14 protein-coding genes are annotated in these 12,939 nt (G+C 67.0%); 8 read left to right on the plus strand and 6 right to left on the minus strand.

Features of this window, described 5'->3' with window-relative positions:
- Positions 1–71: 71 nt before the first annotated feature.
- The 3 genes from CFB34_RS24235 to CFB34_RS24245 form a co-directional block, all read right to left on the minus strand.
- Positions 72–1,430, minus strand: a complete 1,359-nt coding sequence (locus CFB34_RS24235) for a sensor domain-containing diguanylate cyclase (RefSeq protein ID WP_089441303.1) — start codon at positions 1,428–1,430, stop codon at positions 72–74.
- Between the two features lie 109 nt (positions 1,431–1,539).
- Positions 1,540–1,788, minus strand: coding sequence for a DUF2795 domain-containing protein (locus CFB34_RS24240; protein WP_089441302.1), 249 nt, complete (start codon positions 1,786–1,788; stop codon positions 1,540–1,542).
- A 135-nt stretch (positions 1,789–1,923) separates the two neighbouring features.
- A complete protein-coding gene (locus tag CFB34_RS24245; RefSeq protein ID WP_039364617.1) occupies positions 1,924–2,094 on the minus strand; it encodes a hypothetical protein in 171 nt (56 codons plus the stop codon).
- Positions 2,095–2,233: 139 nt separating this feature from the next.
- Here CFB34_RS24245 and speG point away from each other — a divergent pair, with 139 nt between their 5' ends.
- The 3 genes from speG (at position 2,234) to CFB34_RS24260 (ending at position 4,371) form a co-directional block, all read left to right on the plus strand.
- Complete coding sequence (gene speG / locus CFB34_RS24250) at positions 2,234–2,791, plus strand: spermidine N1-acetyltransferase (protein ID WP_089426678.1); 558 nt, start codon at positions 2,234–2,236, stop codon at positions 2,789–2,791.
- A 488-nt stretch (positions 2,792–3,279) separates the two neighbouring features.
- Positions 3,280–3,627, plus strand: coding sequence for a hypothetical protein (locus CFB34_RS24255; protein WP_011353606.1), 348 nt, complete (start codon positions 3,280–3,282; stop codon positions 3,625–3,627).
- Positions 3,628–3,816: 189 nt separating this feature from the next.
- Positions 3,817–4,371, plus strand: a complete 555-nt coding sequence (locus tag CFB34_RS24260) for a YaeQ family protein (RefSeq protein ID WP_089441301.1) — start codon at positions 3,817–3,819, stop codon at positions 4,369–4,371.
- Positions 4,372–4,392: 21 nt separating this feature from the next.
- On the opposite strand, the gene CFB34_RS24265 is transcribed toward CFB34_RS24260, so the two are convergent.
- Complete coding sequence (locus CFB34_RS24265; protein ID WP_011353604.1) at positions 4,393–4,806, minus strand: VOC family protein; 414 nt, start codon at positions 4,804–4,806, stop codon at positions 4,393–4,395.
- A 261-nt stretch (positions 4,807–5,067) separates the two neighbouring features.
- Here CFB34_RS24265 and CFB34_RS39085 point away from each other — a divergent pair, with 261 nt between their 5' ends.
- The 4 genes from CFB34_RS39085 (at position 5,068) to gshA (ending at position 9,387) form a co-directional block, all read left to right on the plus strand.
- Positions 5,068–5,202: a hypothetical protein gene (locus CFB34_RS39085; RefSeq protein WP_261317643.1), complete on the plus strand. Its 135-nt coding sequence runs from the start codon at positions 5,068–5,070 to the stop codon at positions 5,200–5,202.
- Positions 5,203–5,239: 37 nt separating this feature from the next.
- On the plus strand, positions 5,240–6,331 hold the full coding sequence (gene ada, locus CFB34_RS24270) for a bifunctional DNA-binding transcriptional regulator/O6-methylguanine-DNA methyltransferase Ada (protein ID WP_089441299.1): 1,092 nt from the start codon (positions 5,240–5,242) through the stop codon (positions 6,329–6,331).
- Positions 6,328–7,287, plus strand: a complete 960-nt coding sequence (locus tag CFB34_RS24275) for an AlkA N-terminal domain-containing protein (protein WP_089441298.1) — start codon at positions 6,328–6,330, stop codon at positions 7,285–7,287. Before ada ends, CFB34_RS24275 begins: the two co-directional genes overlap by 4 nt.
- A 486-nt stretch (positions 7,288–7,773) precedes the next feature.
- A complete protein-coding gene (gshA, locus tag CFB34_RS24280; RefSeq protein WP_179243666.1) occupies positions 7,774–9,387 on the plus strand; it encodes a glutamate--cysteine ligase in 1,614 nt (537 codons plus the stop codon).
- Positions 9,388–9,489: 102 nt separating this feature from the next.
- Here the strand turns inward: gshA and CFB34_RS24285 are convergent, their stop codons facing one another.
- Positions 9,490–9,801, minus strand: coding sequence for a DUF4148 domain-containing protein (locus CFB34_RS24285; protein WP_089441347.1), 312 nt, complete (start codon positions 9,799–9,801; stop codon positions 9,490–9,492).
- Positions 9,802–10,273: 472 nt separating this feature from the next.
- On the opposite strand from CFB34_RS24285, the gene CFB34_RS24290 reads away from it, so the two are divergent.
- Positions 10,274–11,914 (plus strand): L-lactate permease, encoded by a 1,641-nt coding sequence (locus CFB34_RS24290; RefSeq protein WP_089441294.1) that lies wholly within the window; start codon positions 10,274–10,276, stop codon positions 11,912–11,914.
- 96 nt (positions 11,915–12,010) lie between these two features.
- On the opposite strand, the gene CFB34_RS24295 is transcribed toward CFB34_RS24290, so the two are convergent.
- Positions 12,011–12,928 carry a LysR family transcriptional regulator gene (locus CFB34_RS24295; protein ID WP_089441293.1) on the minus strand — a complete coding sequence of 306 codons (918 nt, stop codon included), beginning with the start codon at positions 12,926–12,928 and terminating at the stop codon, positions 12,011–12,013.
- Positions 12,929–12,939: the final 11 nt, after the last annotated feature.

Raw genomic sequence — 12,939 nt, forward strand, 5'->3', positions numbered from 1 at the left:
GTAACGGCGGATTATTCCGGTCACAATGACCGTAACAAATCCCCGAAGAATCCCTGAAACCGCAGACGTTTTCAGGCGGTGACGACCCTGTTTCGCCCCGTATCCTTCGCACGATATAGCGCGGCATCGGCGGCTTCGATCAACGCATCGGGTGTCGACAGATCGTCGGGCGACACCGTCGCGCAGCCGACGCTCACGCTCACGCGTCCGGCGGGTGCGGTCGGCATCGCGAGATCGAGCCGCAGTACCGCTTCGCGCGCTTCCTCGGCGACCAGCCGCGCACCGCGCGCGCCCGTGTTCGGCAGCACGATCGCGAACTCCTCGCCACCGTAACGCGCGACCATATCCGCCGGCCGACGCACCGCGCCGGCGAGCGCATTCGCGACCGCGATCAGGCACGCGTCGCCCTTCACGTGGCCGAACGCGTCGTTGTACGCCTTGAAGCGATCGACGTCGACCATCAGCAGCGACAGCGGTTCGCCTTGCCGTCGCGCCTGCAGGAACAGCGTGTGGAAATGATCGTTGAAGTGCATGCGGTTGAATGCGCCCGTCAGGCCGTCGCGCGCGGACGAACGGATCAGCGTCGCGTGCGCCTCGAACAGCCGCTGGTACAGCATCGTCACTTCCCATGCGAGCACGCATACGAGCACGCCCGGCGTGAACATGCTGAACACGCGCGCGAGATACCAGCCGACCGTGAAGCGATGGGTGCTCATCAGGTTCAGCGTCGTGTCGGTGAGGCACGCGAGCACCGCGATCGCGAGCCACAGGTCGAGCGTCGTACGCAGCCGGCCGGTGGCCAGCACGGCCACGAGCGCCAGCGCATTGAGCAGCCACACGATCAGCGCGACGGTGTTGACGGGCAGCACGGCCGCGTCGCCCGGCGCATGAAACGCGGGCGGCAGCGACACGTTCAGCGCGAACAGGCACAGCAGCCCGGCGACGACCGCCGGGCCGCCGATCAGCACGACCGTCCACCAGCGTGTCTGCTGCGCGCCGATCGGGGCGCGCGCCAGCCGCTCGCGTGTGAGCAGCGCGACCATCACGAATCCCGGGAAGCCGGCATGCCAGAAGATCCACATCCACGCGGCGCTTTGCGGTTGCGCGCCGAATAACCCGTGCGGCGCGAACACGCCGGGAAAGGTGAGCAGCTGCAATGCGACGGCGAGCGCGGTAAACGCGTAGGCGCCGCCGAGCGCGCCGAGCACCGGCTGGCGCGTCACGGTGAACTGCGCGCCGAGAAAGAACGCCGCGATGCTCGCGGTGGTGAACACGGTGAGCGCGCACATCGGCATGAACGGCTCGACGGCCGGCAACTCGACGTTCGCGTGCGGCGCGGCGATCCCGAGCGCGAGCACGATGACGAGCGCCGTCAGTGCGCCGAACCAGAGCTGACGGCGTGTCGTGTGCTGGATCAGGATGCCTTCCATGGAATTCCCCGGGCACGTAGGCGGAAACACCCGGTCTTGCGCCGGGCGACAGGCAGCCGGCCGCTGCGCGACCGATGCGGCCTGATCCTATCGCGTTATGGGTGCGCGCTCAAACCCCGAGGCCGGGGCCGAAGTTGCCGGCGACCCACTGCGTGACGGCGTTGACGTCCGCGTAGTCCTGTTCGGGCAGGCCGTCGAGCATCGCGAGCACTTCGTTGCTGGCGCCGGCGTCGCGCGCGGCATCGACGATCGCATCCTTGTTGGCCGGGTAGCGGACGGCTGCCAGCACGTCGGCGATCTGCAGGTCGATCGTTTCGCTGGGAATGTCGTGCGGAGGGTGGGCGGGCTGGTCGTTCACGGCGGCGTCTCGCGGAGTGAGCGGATCAAGTGGGAATCGGATCGAGGCGAAATTCGGGGGCTTAACAGGGTGCGTCACGCGTTCGCGTGCCAAGGCGGCCAGGCCGGCACGCCTCGCGGATGAACGGCCATCGACTCAATGCCCGCGTCGCACGCGGCGCCACGGATGCTTCCAGTCGATGTGCGGTGCGTTTTCGTCGCGCGGATGCTGGCGCCGATGTTCCTGCCAAAGTTCGTCGGAAAACAGCGCTGCGACGATCACGAGCGGCAGCACGAGGAATATTCCGAGTATCACTTGCTCGAACACGATAGCCTCCTTGCGGTGGCAGGAACCCTTGCTCCCATTCTAGGCTCTGAACGTCGCCCGCGTTCAATTTCTTACTGTGCGAAACAGGCCCGGATGCGGCCTTGCCGTACGTGCGCCGGCATCAAAAAAGGACATGAACATGCAACTCCAGAACGATACCAACACGCTCGCGCTGCGGCCGCTGGAGCGCCAGGACCTGCGCTTCGTCCACGAGCTGAACAACGACGCGAAGATCATGCGCTACTGGTTCGAGGAGCCGTACGAAACCTTCTCGGAACTGTCGCAACTGTACGACCGCCACGTGCACGACCAGCGCGAGCGCCGTTTCGTCGCGGTCGATGCGCAAGACGAACTGGTCGGCCTCGTCGAGTTGATCGAGCTCGACTACATCCATCGACGCGGCGAGTTCCAGATCATCATCGCGCCGCAACGCCAGGGGCGCGGCTATGCGGGCCAGGCGACGCGCCTTGCGATCGAGTACGCGTTCAAGGTGCTGAACATGCGCAAGCTGTACCTGATCGTCGATACGTCGAATGCGGCGGCGATTCACGTGTACGAGAAATGCGGATTCCAGCACGAGGCGGAATTGAAGGAAGAATTTTTCGGAAACGGCGCGTATCACAACGCTTATCGCATGTGCATTTTTCAGCGCGATTATTTCGAGCGCCAGCAAGCTACCCAGAATAAGGCAGGGTAAACGCGCTGGCGAAAGGCGCTTGCGGCGGGGCTTCGCGGGCGCTGAAACCATGCGGAGGACTACGGATAAATACGGATTCGCTTATACCTGGCATTTTTCTTGTATCAGGTAAATGCGATTCCGCGTTGCGGTAAAGTCGAATCGTTTCGGATGACTTTATGTGCGGCGCATCAAAATGATCCGGATAGCGAAATGGATTATCCAAACCGTTCAATCGCCGCATTGTAACTTTGATGAAAGTCTTGCTGAGTAACGCTTTCCGCCCGGCGGCGCGGGCCTGTTCGTCGGGTGGTGCGCGTCGTCATGTTTGCGCAGAGGGCGAAAAACAGGCTGCGCACGGGGGTGCGACAATCCGCCGCTATTGCGGTCGCACAACAAATGTGCTTGCTATCGCTTGCCGGTCTTCTAAAGTGAAAAACGCGGGTTCACGATCACCTTTAAACACATAGCTAACCCAAGCCTGGTGCCCGCAAGCCTGGAGACAGAACATGATGAAGCGTACCGGTATCCTTTTTGCCCTCGTCGGCGCATTTTGCGCGGTGTCGATTGCCCAAGCCGGCGGCGATTCGGCCGTCAAGCCGAAGCAGGAAATCCAGTTGACGAAAAACGCATGGGGCTGCCTGTCGAAAGACAATCTGGACTCCGTACTGAGTCACGAGCGTGACGGCAAGTCGCAGGCGAAGCAGCAATACTTCGACGACTATCGTTGCCTGTCGGTGCCGGAAGGCCAGCGTTTCCGCGTGGTGTCGGTCGACCAGGGCGACGTGCAGTTCGTCAGCGCCGACAACAGCGACCAGCAAGGTCTCTGGACCGATTCGCGCTTCGTCAAGCAATAACCGTCCACTCACCGCGCCGTCACACGACGCGCGAGCGCGCCGGCCCGATGAGCCGGCGGCGCGAACCGAACACGGCCCGGCCCATGCCGGGCCGTTGCGCTGTGGGTGGCGCATGACACGCGCCGGACGGCCCGCATTCGGTATCATCACGGCCCGACCGAACCGAATGCCCGCCCGGGCCGACTCCGCATGGCGCTGAAATCCACGATCTACAAAGCCGAACTGCAAATCGCCGACATGGATCGGCATTACTACGCCGATCACGCGCTGACGGTGGCGCGCCATCCGTCCGAAACCGACGACCGGATGATGGTGCGCATCGTCGCGTTCGCGCTGTTCGCGCACGAGCGGCTCGAATTCTGCAAGGGGCTGTCGGACGTCGACGAGCCCGATCTGTGGCAGAAGGACCTGACCGGCGCGATCGACGTCTGGATCGAAGCCGGCCAGCCCGACGAGCGGCGCATCTCGAAGGCGGCCGGCCGCGCCGGGCAGGTCACGGTGATCGCATACGGCGGCAAGACGTCGGATATCTGGTGGCAGGGCGTGCGCAGCAAGGTCGAGCGCCTGCGCAACGTGCACGTGCTGTCGCTGAACGACGGTGTCGCGGCCGCGCTCGGGAAACTCGCGGAGCGCACGATGCGCTTGCAATGCACGGTGCAGGACGGCGCCGCATGGATCTCGAGCGCCGACCACGATCCGGTGGCGGTCGAGTGGACGGTGCTGAAGGCGCGCGCGGACGCGTGACGGCTCGCGTGCCGGCCGCGTTCAGCCGATAGCGGCCGGCGGCCCCTTGAATTCGAGCATGTTGCCTTCGGGGTCGAACAGGTAGATCGACGGCCCGTAGCCGCCGGCGCCGTAGCGCTCCGCAGGCGCGCCCGGCCGTGCACCATGCGCGGCGAAATGGGCGGTCAACGCATCGGGGTCGAACGGCTCGACGCGCAGGCACAGGTGATCGAGATTGCGTCCCGTGCCGGGCGGGCCGCTGTCGGGACGGTCGATCGGGCCGCCGACCGACAGCAGGTCGATCAGCGCGTCGCCGGCGCGCAGTTGCACGAGGCCCAGATCGGGCTGTTCCTTCTCCACATGGCAGCCGACGGCGTCGCAGTAAAAGCGCGTCATCGCGGCCATGTCGGTCACGCGCAGCACGATGTGATCGATCGCGCGGATGGTCGGTTTCATGGGCAAGGCTCTCCTTCGCGGTCCACGAGCATCGAGTGTAGACGCATCGCGCCTGCGCCGCCGGCCGGAACGCGGCACAATCGACGGACGAAAAAAAGCCCGTTCACGCAGAGCGGAACGGGCTTAATCCATATCAGGAGGAGACATGGAGGAGACAGTTCCAACTATACACACGGCGATGGTGCGACGCAATATTCCGAATGCAAAAAAACGTCAGGACGGCGATTTGTCGCATCCGCAGTGCAGCAAAAGAGTGACGGAATGATGACGAAAACCGCGCCGGAACAGCCGGCGCGCATGTTTTGTCGGATTTATTTTCAGGTGATGCGCCCCCGATTATCGAAGCCCGAATCACAGAGCAAGATTCAGGGCGCGACGGCACGTGCCGATGTCTAGAGTAGGCACCATCTACACTAGAGAGTGCGAGGTTCAGATGAAAACCGCCTATCCGACCGATGATGCCCGCTGGGGCGCCGTCACCGAGCGCGATCCGCATGCGGACGGCGCGTTCTTCTATGCCGTGAGCACGACCGGCGTGTTCTGCCGCCCGACCTGCGCGTCGCGGCTGCCGCGTCGCGAAAATGTAGCCTTCTTCGCCGATACGGCCGCCGCGCGTGCGGCCGGCTTCCGGCCCTGCAAGCGTTGCCAGCCGGAAGGGCTGCCGCGCGAGCTCGAGATCGTCAACCGCGCGTGCGCGGTGCTCGACGCGCAGGCCGAACGGCTCACGCTGCAGCAACTGAGCGATGCCGTGCACGTGAGCCCGTTTCACCTTCAGCGGCTCTTCAAGCGCGTGGTCGGCGTGTCGCCGCGGCAGTACCAGGCCGCGCAGCGCGGCGCCGCGCTACGGCAGGCGCTGCAAAGCGGGCAGCCGGTCACGCAGGCGGCCGTCGACGCGGGCTTCAACTCGCCGTCGCGGCTCTATGCGTCGGTGCCGCGCGAGCTCGGGATGGCGCCGTCGGCGTTTCGCCGGCAGGGCGCCGGTCTGCGGATCGACTATGCAACCGCATCGACGTCGCTCGGCACCGTGCTCGTCGCAGCGACCGAGCAGGGCATCTGCCGGATCGCGTTCGGTGACGAACCGGCCGCGCTGGTCGGCGAGCTGAAGGATGCGTTCGCGCGCGCCGAGCTGGTCGAAGCGTCGGCACGGCTCGCGCCATTCGTCACGCAGATCCGCGCGTACCTGGACGGCACGCGGCACGCGTTCGACCTGCCGCTCGACATTGCGCCGACCGCATTCCAGCAGCGCGTGTGGGAGGCGCTCACGCATATTCCGTACGGCGAAACGCGCAGCTACTCGGAGATTGCCGAGGCGCTGGGTGCGCCGCGCGCGGTGCGCGCCGTCGCGTCCGCGTGTGCGTCGAATCCGGTCGCGCTCGCGATCCCGTGCCACCGCGTCGTACAGAAGGGCGGCGCGCTTTCCGGGTATCGTTGGGGCGTGCGCCGCAAGGCGACGCTGCTCGCGTCCGAAGCGCGTCATGTGCACGACGATCAAACCGAATCCGTTGCGGAGGGCAGCGCAGTTTGAGCATCGCAAAAACAACCATCACCTCCATCGTGAACGGCGGCCATGTGCCGCCGTCCGCGCAAATGGAACTGCGCTTCAATGCGCCTTACGACTGGGCGCGCGTGCTGCGCTTCTTCAGCGGGCGCGCGATTCCGGGTGTCGAGCAGGTGGCGGACGGCGTGTATCGCCGCATCGTCGACCTGCACGGCGATGCCGGCCGGCTCACGGTCGCGAAACATCCGCGCAAGCACTGCCTGGTCGCCACGGTCGAAGGCGCGGTCGCGCGTCACGTCGACGATGCGTTCGCCATGCGCGTCGCGACGATGTTCGACCTCGGCGCCGATCCGGCCGCGATCGGCAGCGGGCTCGCGCGCGATCCGTGGTTTGCGCCGCTCGTCGAGGCCGCGCCGGGGCTGCGTGTGCCGGGTGCATGGTCGGGGTTCGAGCTGGCCGTGCGCGCGATTGTCGGCCAGCAAGTGAGCGTGAAGGCCGCGACGACGATCGTCGGCCGGCTCGTCGAACGGGCCGGCGAGCGTGTGGTTCAGGAGGACGACGGCATGCCCGCATGGCGTTTCCCGACGCCAGATGCGCTGGCCGCGTGCGATCTCGACAAGATCGGGATGCCCGGCAAGCGGGTGGCGGCCCTGACGGGCGTGGCGCGCGCGGTGGCGGCCGGCGACGTGCCGGTCGATCGCGAGCACGCCGATCTCGCGACGCTGCGCAGTGCGTGGCTCGATCTGCCCGGCATCGGCCCGTGGACCGTCGAATACATCGCGATGCGCGCCTGGCGCGATCCGGACGCGTGGCCGGCCTCCGATCTCGTGCTGATGCAGTCGATCGCCGCGCGCGATCCGGCGCTCGACCGGCTCGCGACCCAGAAGCACCGCACCGAAGGCTGGCGGCCGTGGCGCGCGTACGCGGCGCTGCATTTGTGGAATGAGGTGGCCGACCGGGCGGGCGGCGCGCGCGGCGGGTGATCGCGGTGGCCTGCGGCCGGGTGCGACCGGGCGAGGCCGCGATGCAACCCGTTGCGCAGGTCATGCCGACCTGCGTAGGCTAACCGCCGGACACCGGACACCGGACACCGGACACCGGCCGTCACAGCGATTCCGTGCATCCATCGTCGGCAGGATGCCGGGCGCGCGATGCCCACTTACCCCCGCTTTCCGCGATTGGCTCAGCGGCAGGGTTGCACCTGCCGCCACCCGCTCGCGCATCACGTTCCGTCCGACGAATTCGCGTAACCGGCGTGCCCGTGGCCGCCGGATGGAACCGGTCGCAGAGGCGGCGACCGCCGCGACCGGCCCGTCCGGCGGCCCGCTCCGGCCTGCGCATCATGCCCCGCGCCACCTCAAGCGCGTGTTTCGGCGAGATGTTAAAGTGCCCGCTACCAACGAAGCGACCAACAATCCAGCCGGCCGCGCGCGGCGTTCTGCGCGCGGCCGTCACGCACTTGCGTCTCCATGTCGAACACCATGACTCACCGCCAGTCCGAACTGCTGCTGAATCGCCTCGAAGCGCTGAGCTCGGGCCCGACGCGGCAGCATCTGCCCGACGGCCTGCGCGGCATCGAAAAGGAAAGCCTGCGCGTGACGCGCGACGGGATGATCGCGTTCACGCCGCATCCGCGTGCGCTCGGTTCGGCGCTCACGCATCCGTCGCTGACGACCGACTATTCCGAGGCGCTGATCGAGCTGATCACGCCCGCGGAAGGCGACGCCGCGATCACGCTCGAACGTCTCGACGATCTGCATCGCTACGTGTACGCGTCGCTCGGCGACGAGATGCTGTGGAACGACTCGATGCCCGGCCTGCTGCCGGCCGACGACCAGATCCCGATCGCCGACTACGGCACGTCGAACATCGGCCGCCTGAAGACGGTGTACCGGCGCGGCCTCGCGTACCGCTACGGCCGCACGATGCAGTGCATCGCGGGCATCCACTACAACTACTCGCTGCACGAGGAAGTGTGGCGGCGCCTGCATGCGGACGAGGGCTCGACGGCCACGCTCGTCGATTACCAGTCGGAGCGCTATCTCGCGCAGATCCGCAACTTCCGCCGCCGCAGCTGGCTGCTGATGTACCTGTTCGGCGCGTCGCCCGCGCTCGACACGAAGTTCCTGCGCGGCAAGCCGCACCGGCTCGACACGTTCGATGCCGATACGCTGTACCTGCCGCATGCGACGAGCCTGCGGATGAGCGATCTCGGCTACTCGAACACGACCGCCCAGGCCGCGCTGCACGTCGACTACAACACGCTGCCCGGCTATCTCGACGCGCTGTCGAAGGCCGTGAGCGAGCCGTATCCGGCGTATGAGGCGATCGGCACGCATCGCGACGGCGAGTGGATCCAGATCAACACGAACGTGCTGCAGATCGAGAACGAGTTCTACTCGACGATCCGGCCGAAGCGCGTCACGTATTCGGGCGAGCGGCCGCTGCATGCGCTCGCGTCGCGCGGCGTGCAGTACATCGAGGTGCGCTGTCTCGACATCGATCCGTTCGAGCCGACCGGCATCGCACTGGAAACCGCGCGCTTCATCGACGCGTTCCTGCTCGCGTGCGCGCTCGACGAGAGCCCGGCGCTCGACTGCCCCGCGTACAAGGAAGCAAACGCGAACTTCGGCAGCGTGACGATGGAAGGGCGCAAGCCGGGGCTCACGCTGCAGCGCGACGGCCAGCCGGTCACGCTGCAGGCTTGGGCGGACGACCTGATGGCCGATATCGAAACCGTCGGCCGTCGTCTCGACGAAATCCGCGGCGGCGACGAGCACGTGCGCGCAATCGCCGCGCAACGCGAGAAGCTCGCCGATCCCGAACGCACGCCGTCGGCGCGCGTGCTGCGCACGATGCGCGAGCGCGGCCAGTCGTTCCTCGGGTTCGCGCTGGCGCAGAGCGAAGCGCATGCCGCGCATTTCCGTGCGCGTCCGCCGTCGGCGGAGACGCTGCGCACCGAGCAGGCGCTCGCCGCGAAATCGCTGGCCGAGCAGGCCGAGCTCGAAGCGAAGGAGGCCGGATCGTTCGATGCGTTCGTCGCGGCCTATCGCGCCTATACGCTGAACCGCTTCAGCGTGTGATGTCTGCGCACGCGCATCGCGCCGGTCGGCGCGGTGCACGATGCGTCTCTCCGTCGCCGGTCAGCGCGCACCGTTGTGCGCTCGATCCGGTCGATTCTGCCGTCAGTGATGCGCGTAGGTGCCGCGGTCGATCGCGTGCGGCAGCGCCGGCTTGCCCGATTCCACGTTTGCCCCGCCTGCGCTGCCGTAGCCGGAGTCCTCGCCGCGCGCCTGCGCGGCACGTCGCATGATCGCCTGCATGTGGTCCGGAAAGTCGGGACTGCTCGCGAGGCTCGTCCGGTAGCCGGCGGCCTGCAGTTCCACCAGTTCCTGGCGAACCTCGGCACGCGTCAGCGTCGACGCGGCCTGCGCGTGAGCGGCGACGGCCGCGCCGATCAGCACACAGGCGCACGCCGCCCGTTTCATCGTCTTCATCGTGTTCACTCCGTGAGGTTCCGGTGCCGCGCCGGCCATGGCCGGCGCGGGCGGAATCGATGCGACCAGTCTAGGCTTCGGACGCCCAACGAAACATCCCGCCCGCCGTCAGGCACCTTTGCCGCATGTGCAACATTGCGCGGGAGAGCCGCTCATGGCGGGCTTTCTGTCGAATACGACAGCGGGCTGCCTGCCGCGGGTCAGCATGCGGCGGCTGGTCCGTATCGGGTCGGCACGGATCGGGCTTGTCCTCCTTGTACAAGCGCCGCGCGCCTCCTAACCTCTTTTAAGCGACCGATCGGTTGGCCGTGCAACGTCGTTGCGTGCGCAAGCGCCTGATCGTGGTCGTGACCGCAGGACATCGCCTTGTACCGAACCCGGGGCACGCCGTTGCCAGCTCGGGTCGTCAGCGCAAGGCATGGGACCCGAGTAAGCGCTAAAGCGCCAACTCGGGTCGACATCTGGAGACACGATGAACCCCACCGACGCCCTACCGCCCGGCATCGTCTTCGCACAGCCGCTGACGCCGGTCGCCCACTCGCTGCTGCTGTCCTTCCTCGTCGCCGCGATCCCGATCGCGGTCGCGCTGATCGCGCTCGGCGTGCTGCGCCGCCCCGCGTGGCAGGCGTCGCTCGCCGGGCTCGTCGCGGGCCTCGCGGTCGCGATCGGCGCATGGGGGATGCCGGCGGGGCTCGCGTTCAACGCGGTCGGCGCGGGCATGGCGCTCGCGGTCGTGCCGGTGATGTGGATCGTCTTCAACGCGCTGCTGCTGTACAACATCGCGGTGAAGTCGGGCCGCTTCGACCAGTTCCGGCAGTGGATGCTCGACAACCTGCCCGACGATCGCCGCCTCGTGCTGCTCGTCGTCGCGTTCTCGTTCGGCTGCCTGCTCGAAGGGATCTCGGGATTCGGCACGCCGGTCGCGATCACGAGCGCCCTCCTGATCGCGCTCGGCTTTCCCGCGCTCGAAGCGCTCACCTACACGCTGCTGTTCAACACGGCGCCGGTTGCGTTCGGCGCGCTCGGCGTGCCGATCACCGTGCTCGGCGCGGTCACGTCGCTGCCGCCCGCGACCCTCGCGCAGATGGTCGGCCGACAACTGCCGTTCTTCGCGCTGCTGCTGCCGTTCTACGTGGTCGGCGCGTACGGCGGGCTGCGCTCGATCTCGAAGCTGTGGCCCGCGCTCCTCGTGTCGGGCGGCAGCTTCGCGATCGCGCAGTTCGTCACGTCGAACTTCCTCGGCTACCAGCTCACCGACGTGCTGTCGTCGCTCACGTCGCTGATCGTCACGATCGGCTTCCTGCAGGTGTGGAAACCGCAGCCCGATCCGCAATACGCACTCGCGCGCAGCGTGCCGGCAACGGCCGGCGCCGCGCGTGCGGGCTTCGGCGGCTGGCTGCCATGGCTCGTCGTGTCGGTGGTCGTGATCGTATGGGTGCACGCGAACGTCGCGGCGATCGGCGACGTGAAGATCAAGTGGCCGGGCCTGCACAACGCGGTGTTCGTGTCGCTGTATCACAAGCCGTATGCGGCGATCTGGGACTTCCAGCCGCTCGGCACGGGTACCGCGATCCTGCTCTCGGCGATCATCACGGCCGCGCTGACGCGCACCGGCGTGGGCGATTTCTTCGAATGCGTGGTCAAGACCTGGCGGCAGACGTGGATCGCGATCGTCACGGTGATGATGATCGTCGGGCTCGCGTACCTGCTGAACTACTCGGGGATCAGCTACACGCTCGGCACCGGCGTCGCGTCGACCGGCGCGCTGTTCCCGCTGGTGTCCGCGTCGCTCGGCTGGATCGCGGTGTTCCTGTCCGGCAGCGACACGTCGGGCAATGCGCTGTTCGGCAACCTGCAGGTGGTCGCCGCGCGGCAGCTCGGCCTCGATCCGGTGCTGATGGCCGCGACCAACTCGTCGGGCGGCGTGATGGGCAAGATGATCTCGCCGCAGAACATCGCGACGGGTGTATCGACGACGGACCTGAAAGGACAGGAAGGTGTCGTGTTCGCGCGCACCTTCTGGCACAGCGTGATTCTCACGCTGTTGCTCGGTGTGCTGGTGTTCATGCAGCAGCATGTGCTGACGTGGATGATTCCGGCATTGCCGAAGTGAGGTGAGCGCGACGACAGAAGGAAGGCACGAGGAAAAAGCGAGGGAAGGCGCGGGAAAAGCGCCAGTAGTGTGCGGAACCGGCGAACGCGCGGCAGTTCAGCGTGCGTTCGCCCGCGGCGCCGTTCGTCCTGCTTCATCCGTTCCGGCCGCGTCGCTGCCCGCCGGCAGGATGCAGGCGAGGAACGCGTCGATCGCGGGGCTCTGGCGGCGCGCCTTCAGGTAGTACACGTATTCGTCGATCGTCGTGTCGACGCCGCGCAGCGCGATCACGCGCAAATCCGGATGACGTTCGGCCTCGCCGAGCGGAAACAGGCTGCCGCCCACGCCGTGCAGGATCGCCTCGCGGATCGCTTCGCGGCTGCCGATCTCGGCCACCGAGACGGCCGCGACACCGGCCGCCTCGAGAATCGTCTCCGTGCAGCGGCGCGTGACCGAGCCTTCCTCGCGAATCAGCAGCCGCACGTCGGCGAGTTGCGCCGGCTCGATCGCGTCGACACGCGCGAGCGGATGGTTGCGATGCACGACGAGCACGAGCGGGTCGGTCGAGATCACCTTGCGTTCGAGGCCGTCGGCGTCGTTGCGCTGCGACGAGACGGCGAGATCGATGCGGAATTCCTGCAGCGCCTGCAGGATCTCCTCGGAGTTGCCGATCCGGCACGTGAGCGCGATCGACGGATGCGCGCTCGAGAAGCGGCCGACCGCGTCCATGATGTAGTACGGCCCCGTCGCACCGATCCTCAGGTGGCCTTCGAACAGGCCGCCGACGTTGCGCAGCATGATGTCGGCCTGCGCTTCGAGCGCGATCATCTTCTCGACGAGCGGCAGCAGCTCGATGCCGGTCTCGGTGACCTCGAGCTTGCGGCCGCTGCGGTAGAACAGCTCGACGCCGTACACCTGCTCGACCTGCCGGATCTGCGCGGCGATCGTCGGCTGGCTCACGCCCAGGTGGCGCGCGGCGCGCGTGATGCTGCCCTGCCGGACGGTCGCGTGGAACGCCTTCAGCTGATCGAACACGACTCGGCTTC

It is taken from the genome of Burkholderia sp. HI4860, assembly GCF_002223045.2.
Lineage (GTDB): Bacteria > Pseudomonadota > Gammaproteobacteria > Burkholderiales > Burkholderiaceae > Burkholderia.

Coding starts and splice junctions, on each gene's coding strand:
- CFB34_RS24235 (WP_089441303.1), bottom strand. CDS start 1,430: ATGGAAGGCATCCTGATCCAGCACACGACACGCCGTCAGCTCTGGTTC.
- speG (WP_089426678.1), top strand. CDS start 2,234: ATGCAACTCCAGAACGATACCAACACGCTCGCGCTGCGGCCGCTGGAG.
- CFB34_RS24255 (WP_011353606.1), top strand. CDS start 3,280: ATGATGAAGCGTACCGGTATCCTTTTTGCCCTCGTCGGCGCATTTTGC.
- CFB34_RS24260 (WP_089441301.1), top strand. CDS start 3,817: ATGGCGCTGAAATCCACGATCTACAAAGCCGAACTGCAAATCGCCGAC.
- CFB34_RS24265 (WP_011353604.1), bottom strand. CDS start 4,806: ATGAAACCGACCATCCGCGCGATCGATCACATCGTGCTGCGCGTGACC.
- CFB34_RS39085 (WP_261317643.1), top strand. CDS start 5,068: ATGATGACGAAAACCGCGCCGGAACAGCCGGCGCGCATGTTTTGTCGG.
- ada (WP_089441299.1), top strand. CDS start 5,240: ATGAAAACCGCCTATCCGACCGATGATGCCCGCTGGGGCGCCGTCACC.
- gshA (WP_179243666.1), top strand. CDS start 7,774: ATGTCGAACACCATGACTCACCGCCAGTCCGAACTGCTGCTGAATCGC.
- CFB34_RS24285 (WP_089441347.1), bottom strand. CDS start 9,801: ATGAAGACGATGAAACGGGCGGCGTGCGCCTGTGTGCTGATCGGCGCG.
- CFB34_RS24290 (WP_089441294.1), top strand. CDS start 10,274: ATGAACCCCACCGACGCCCTACCGCCCGGCATCGTCTTCGCACAGCCG.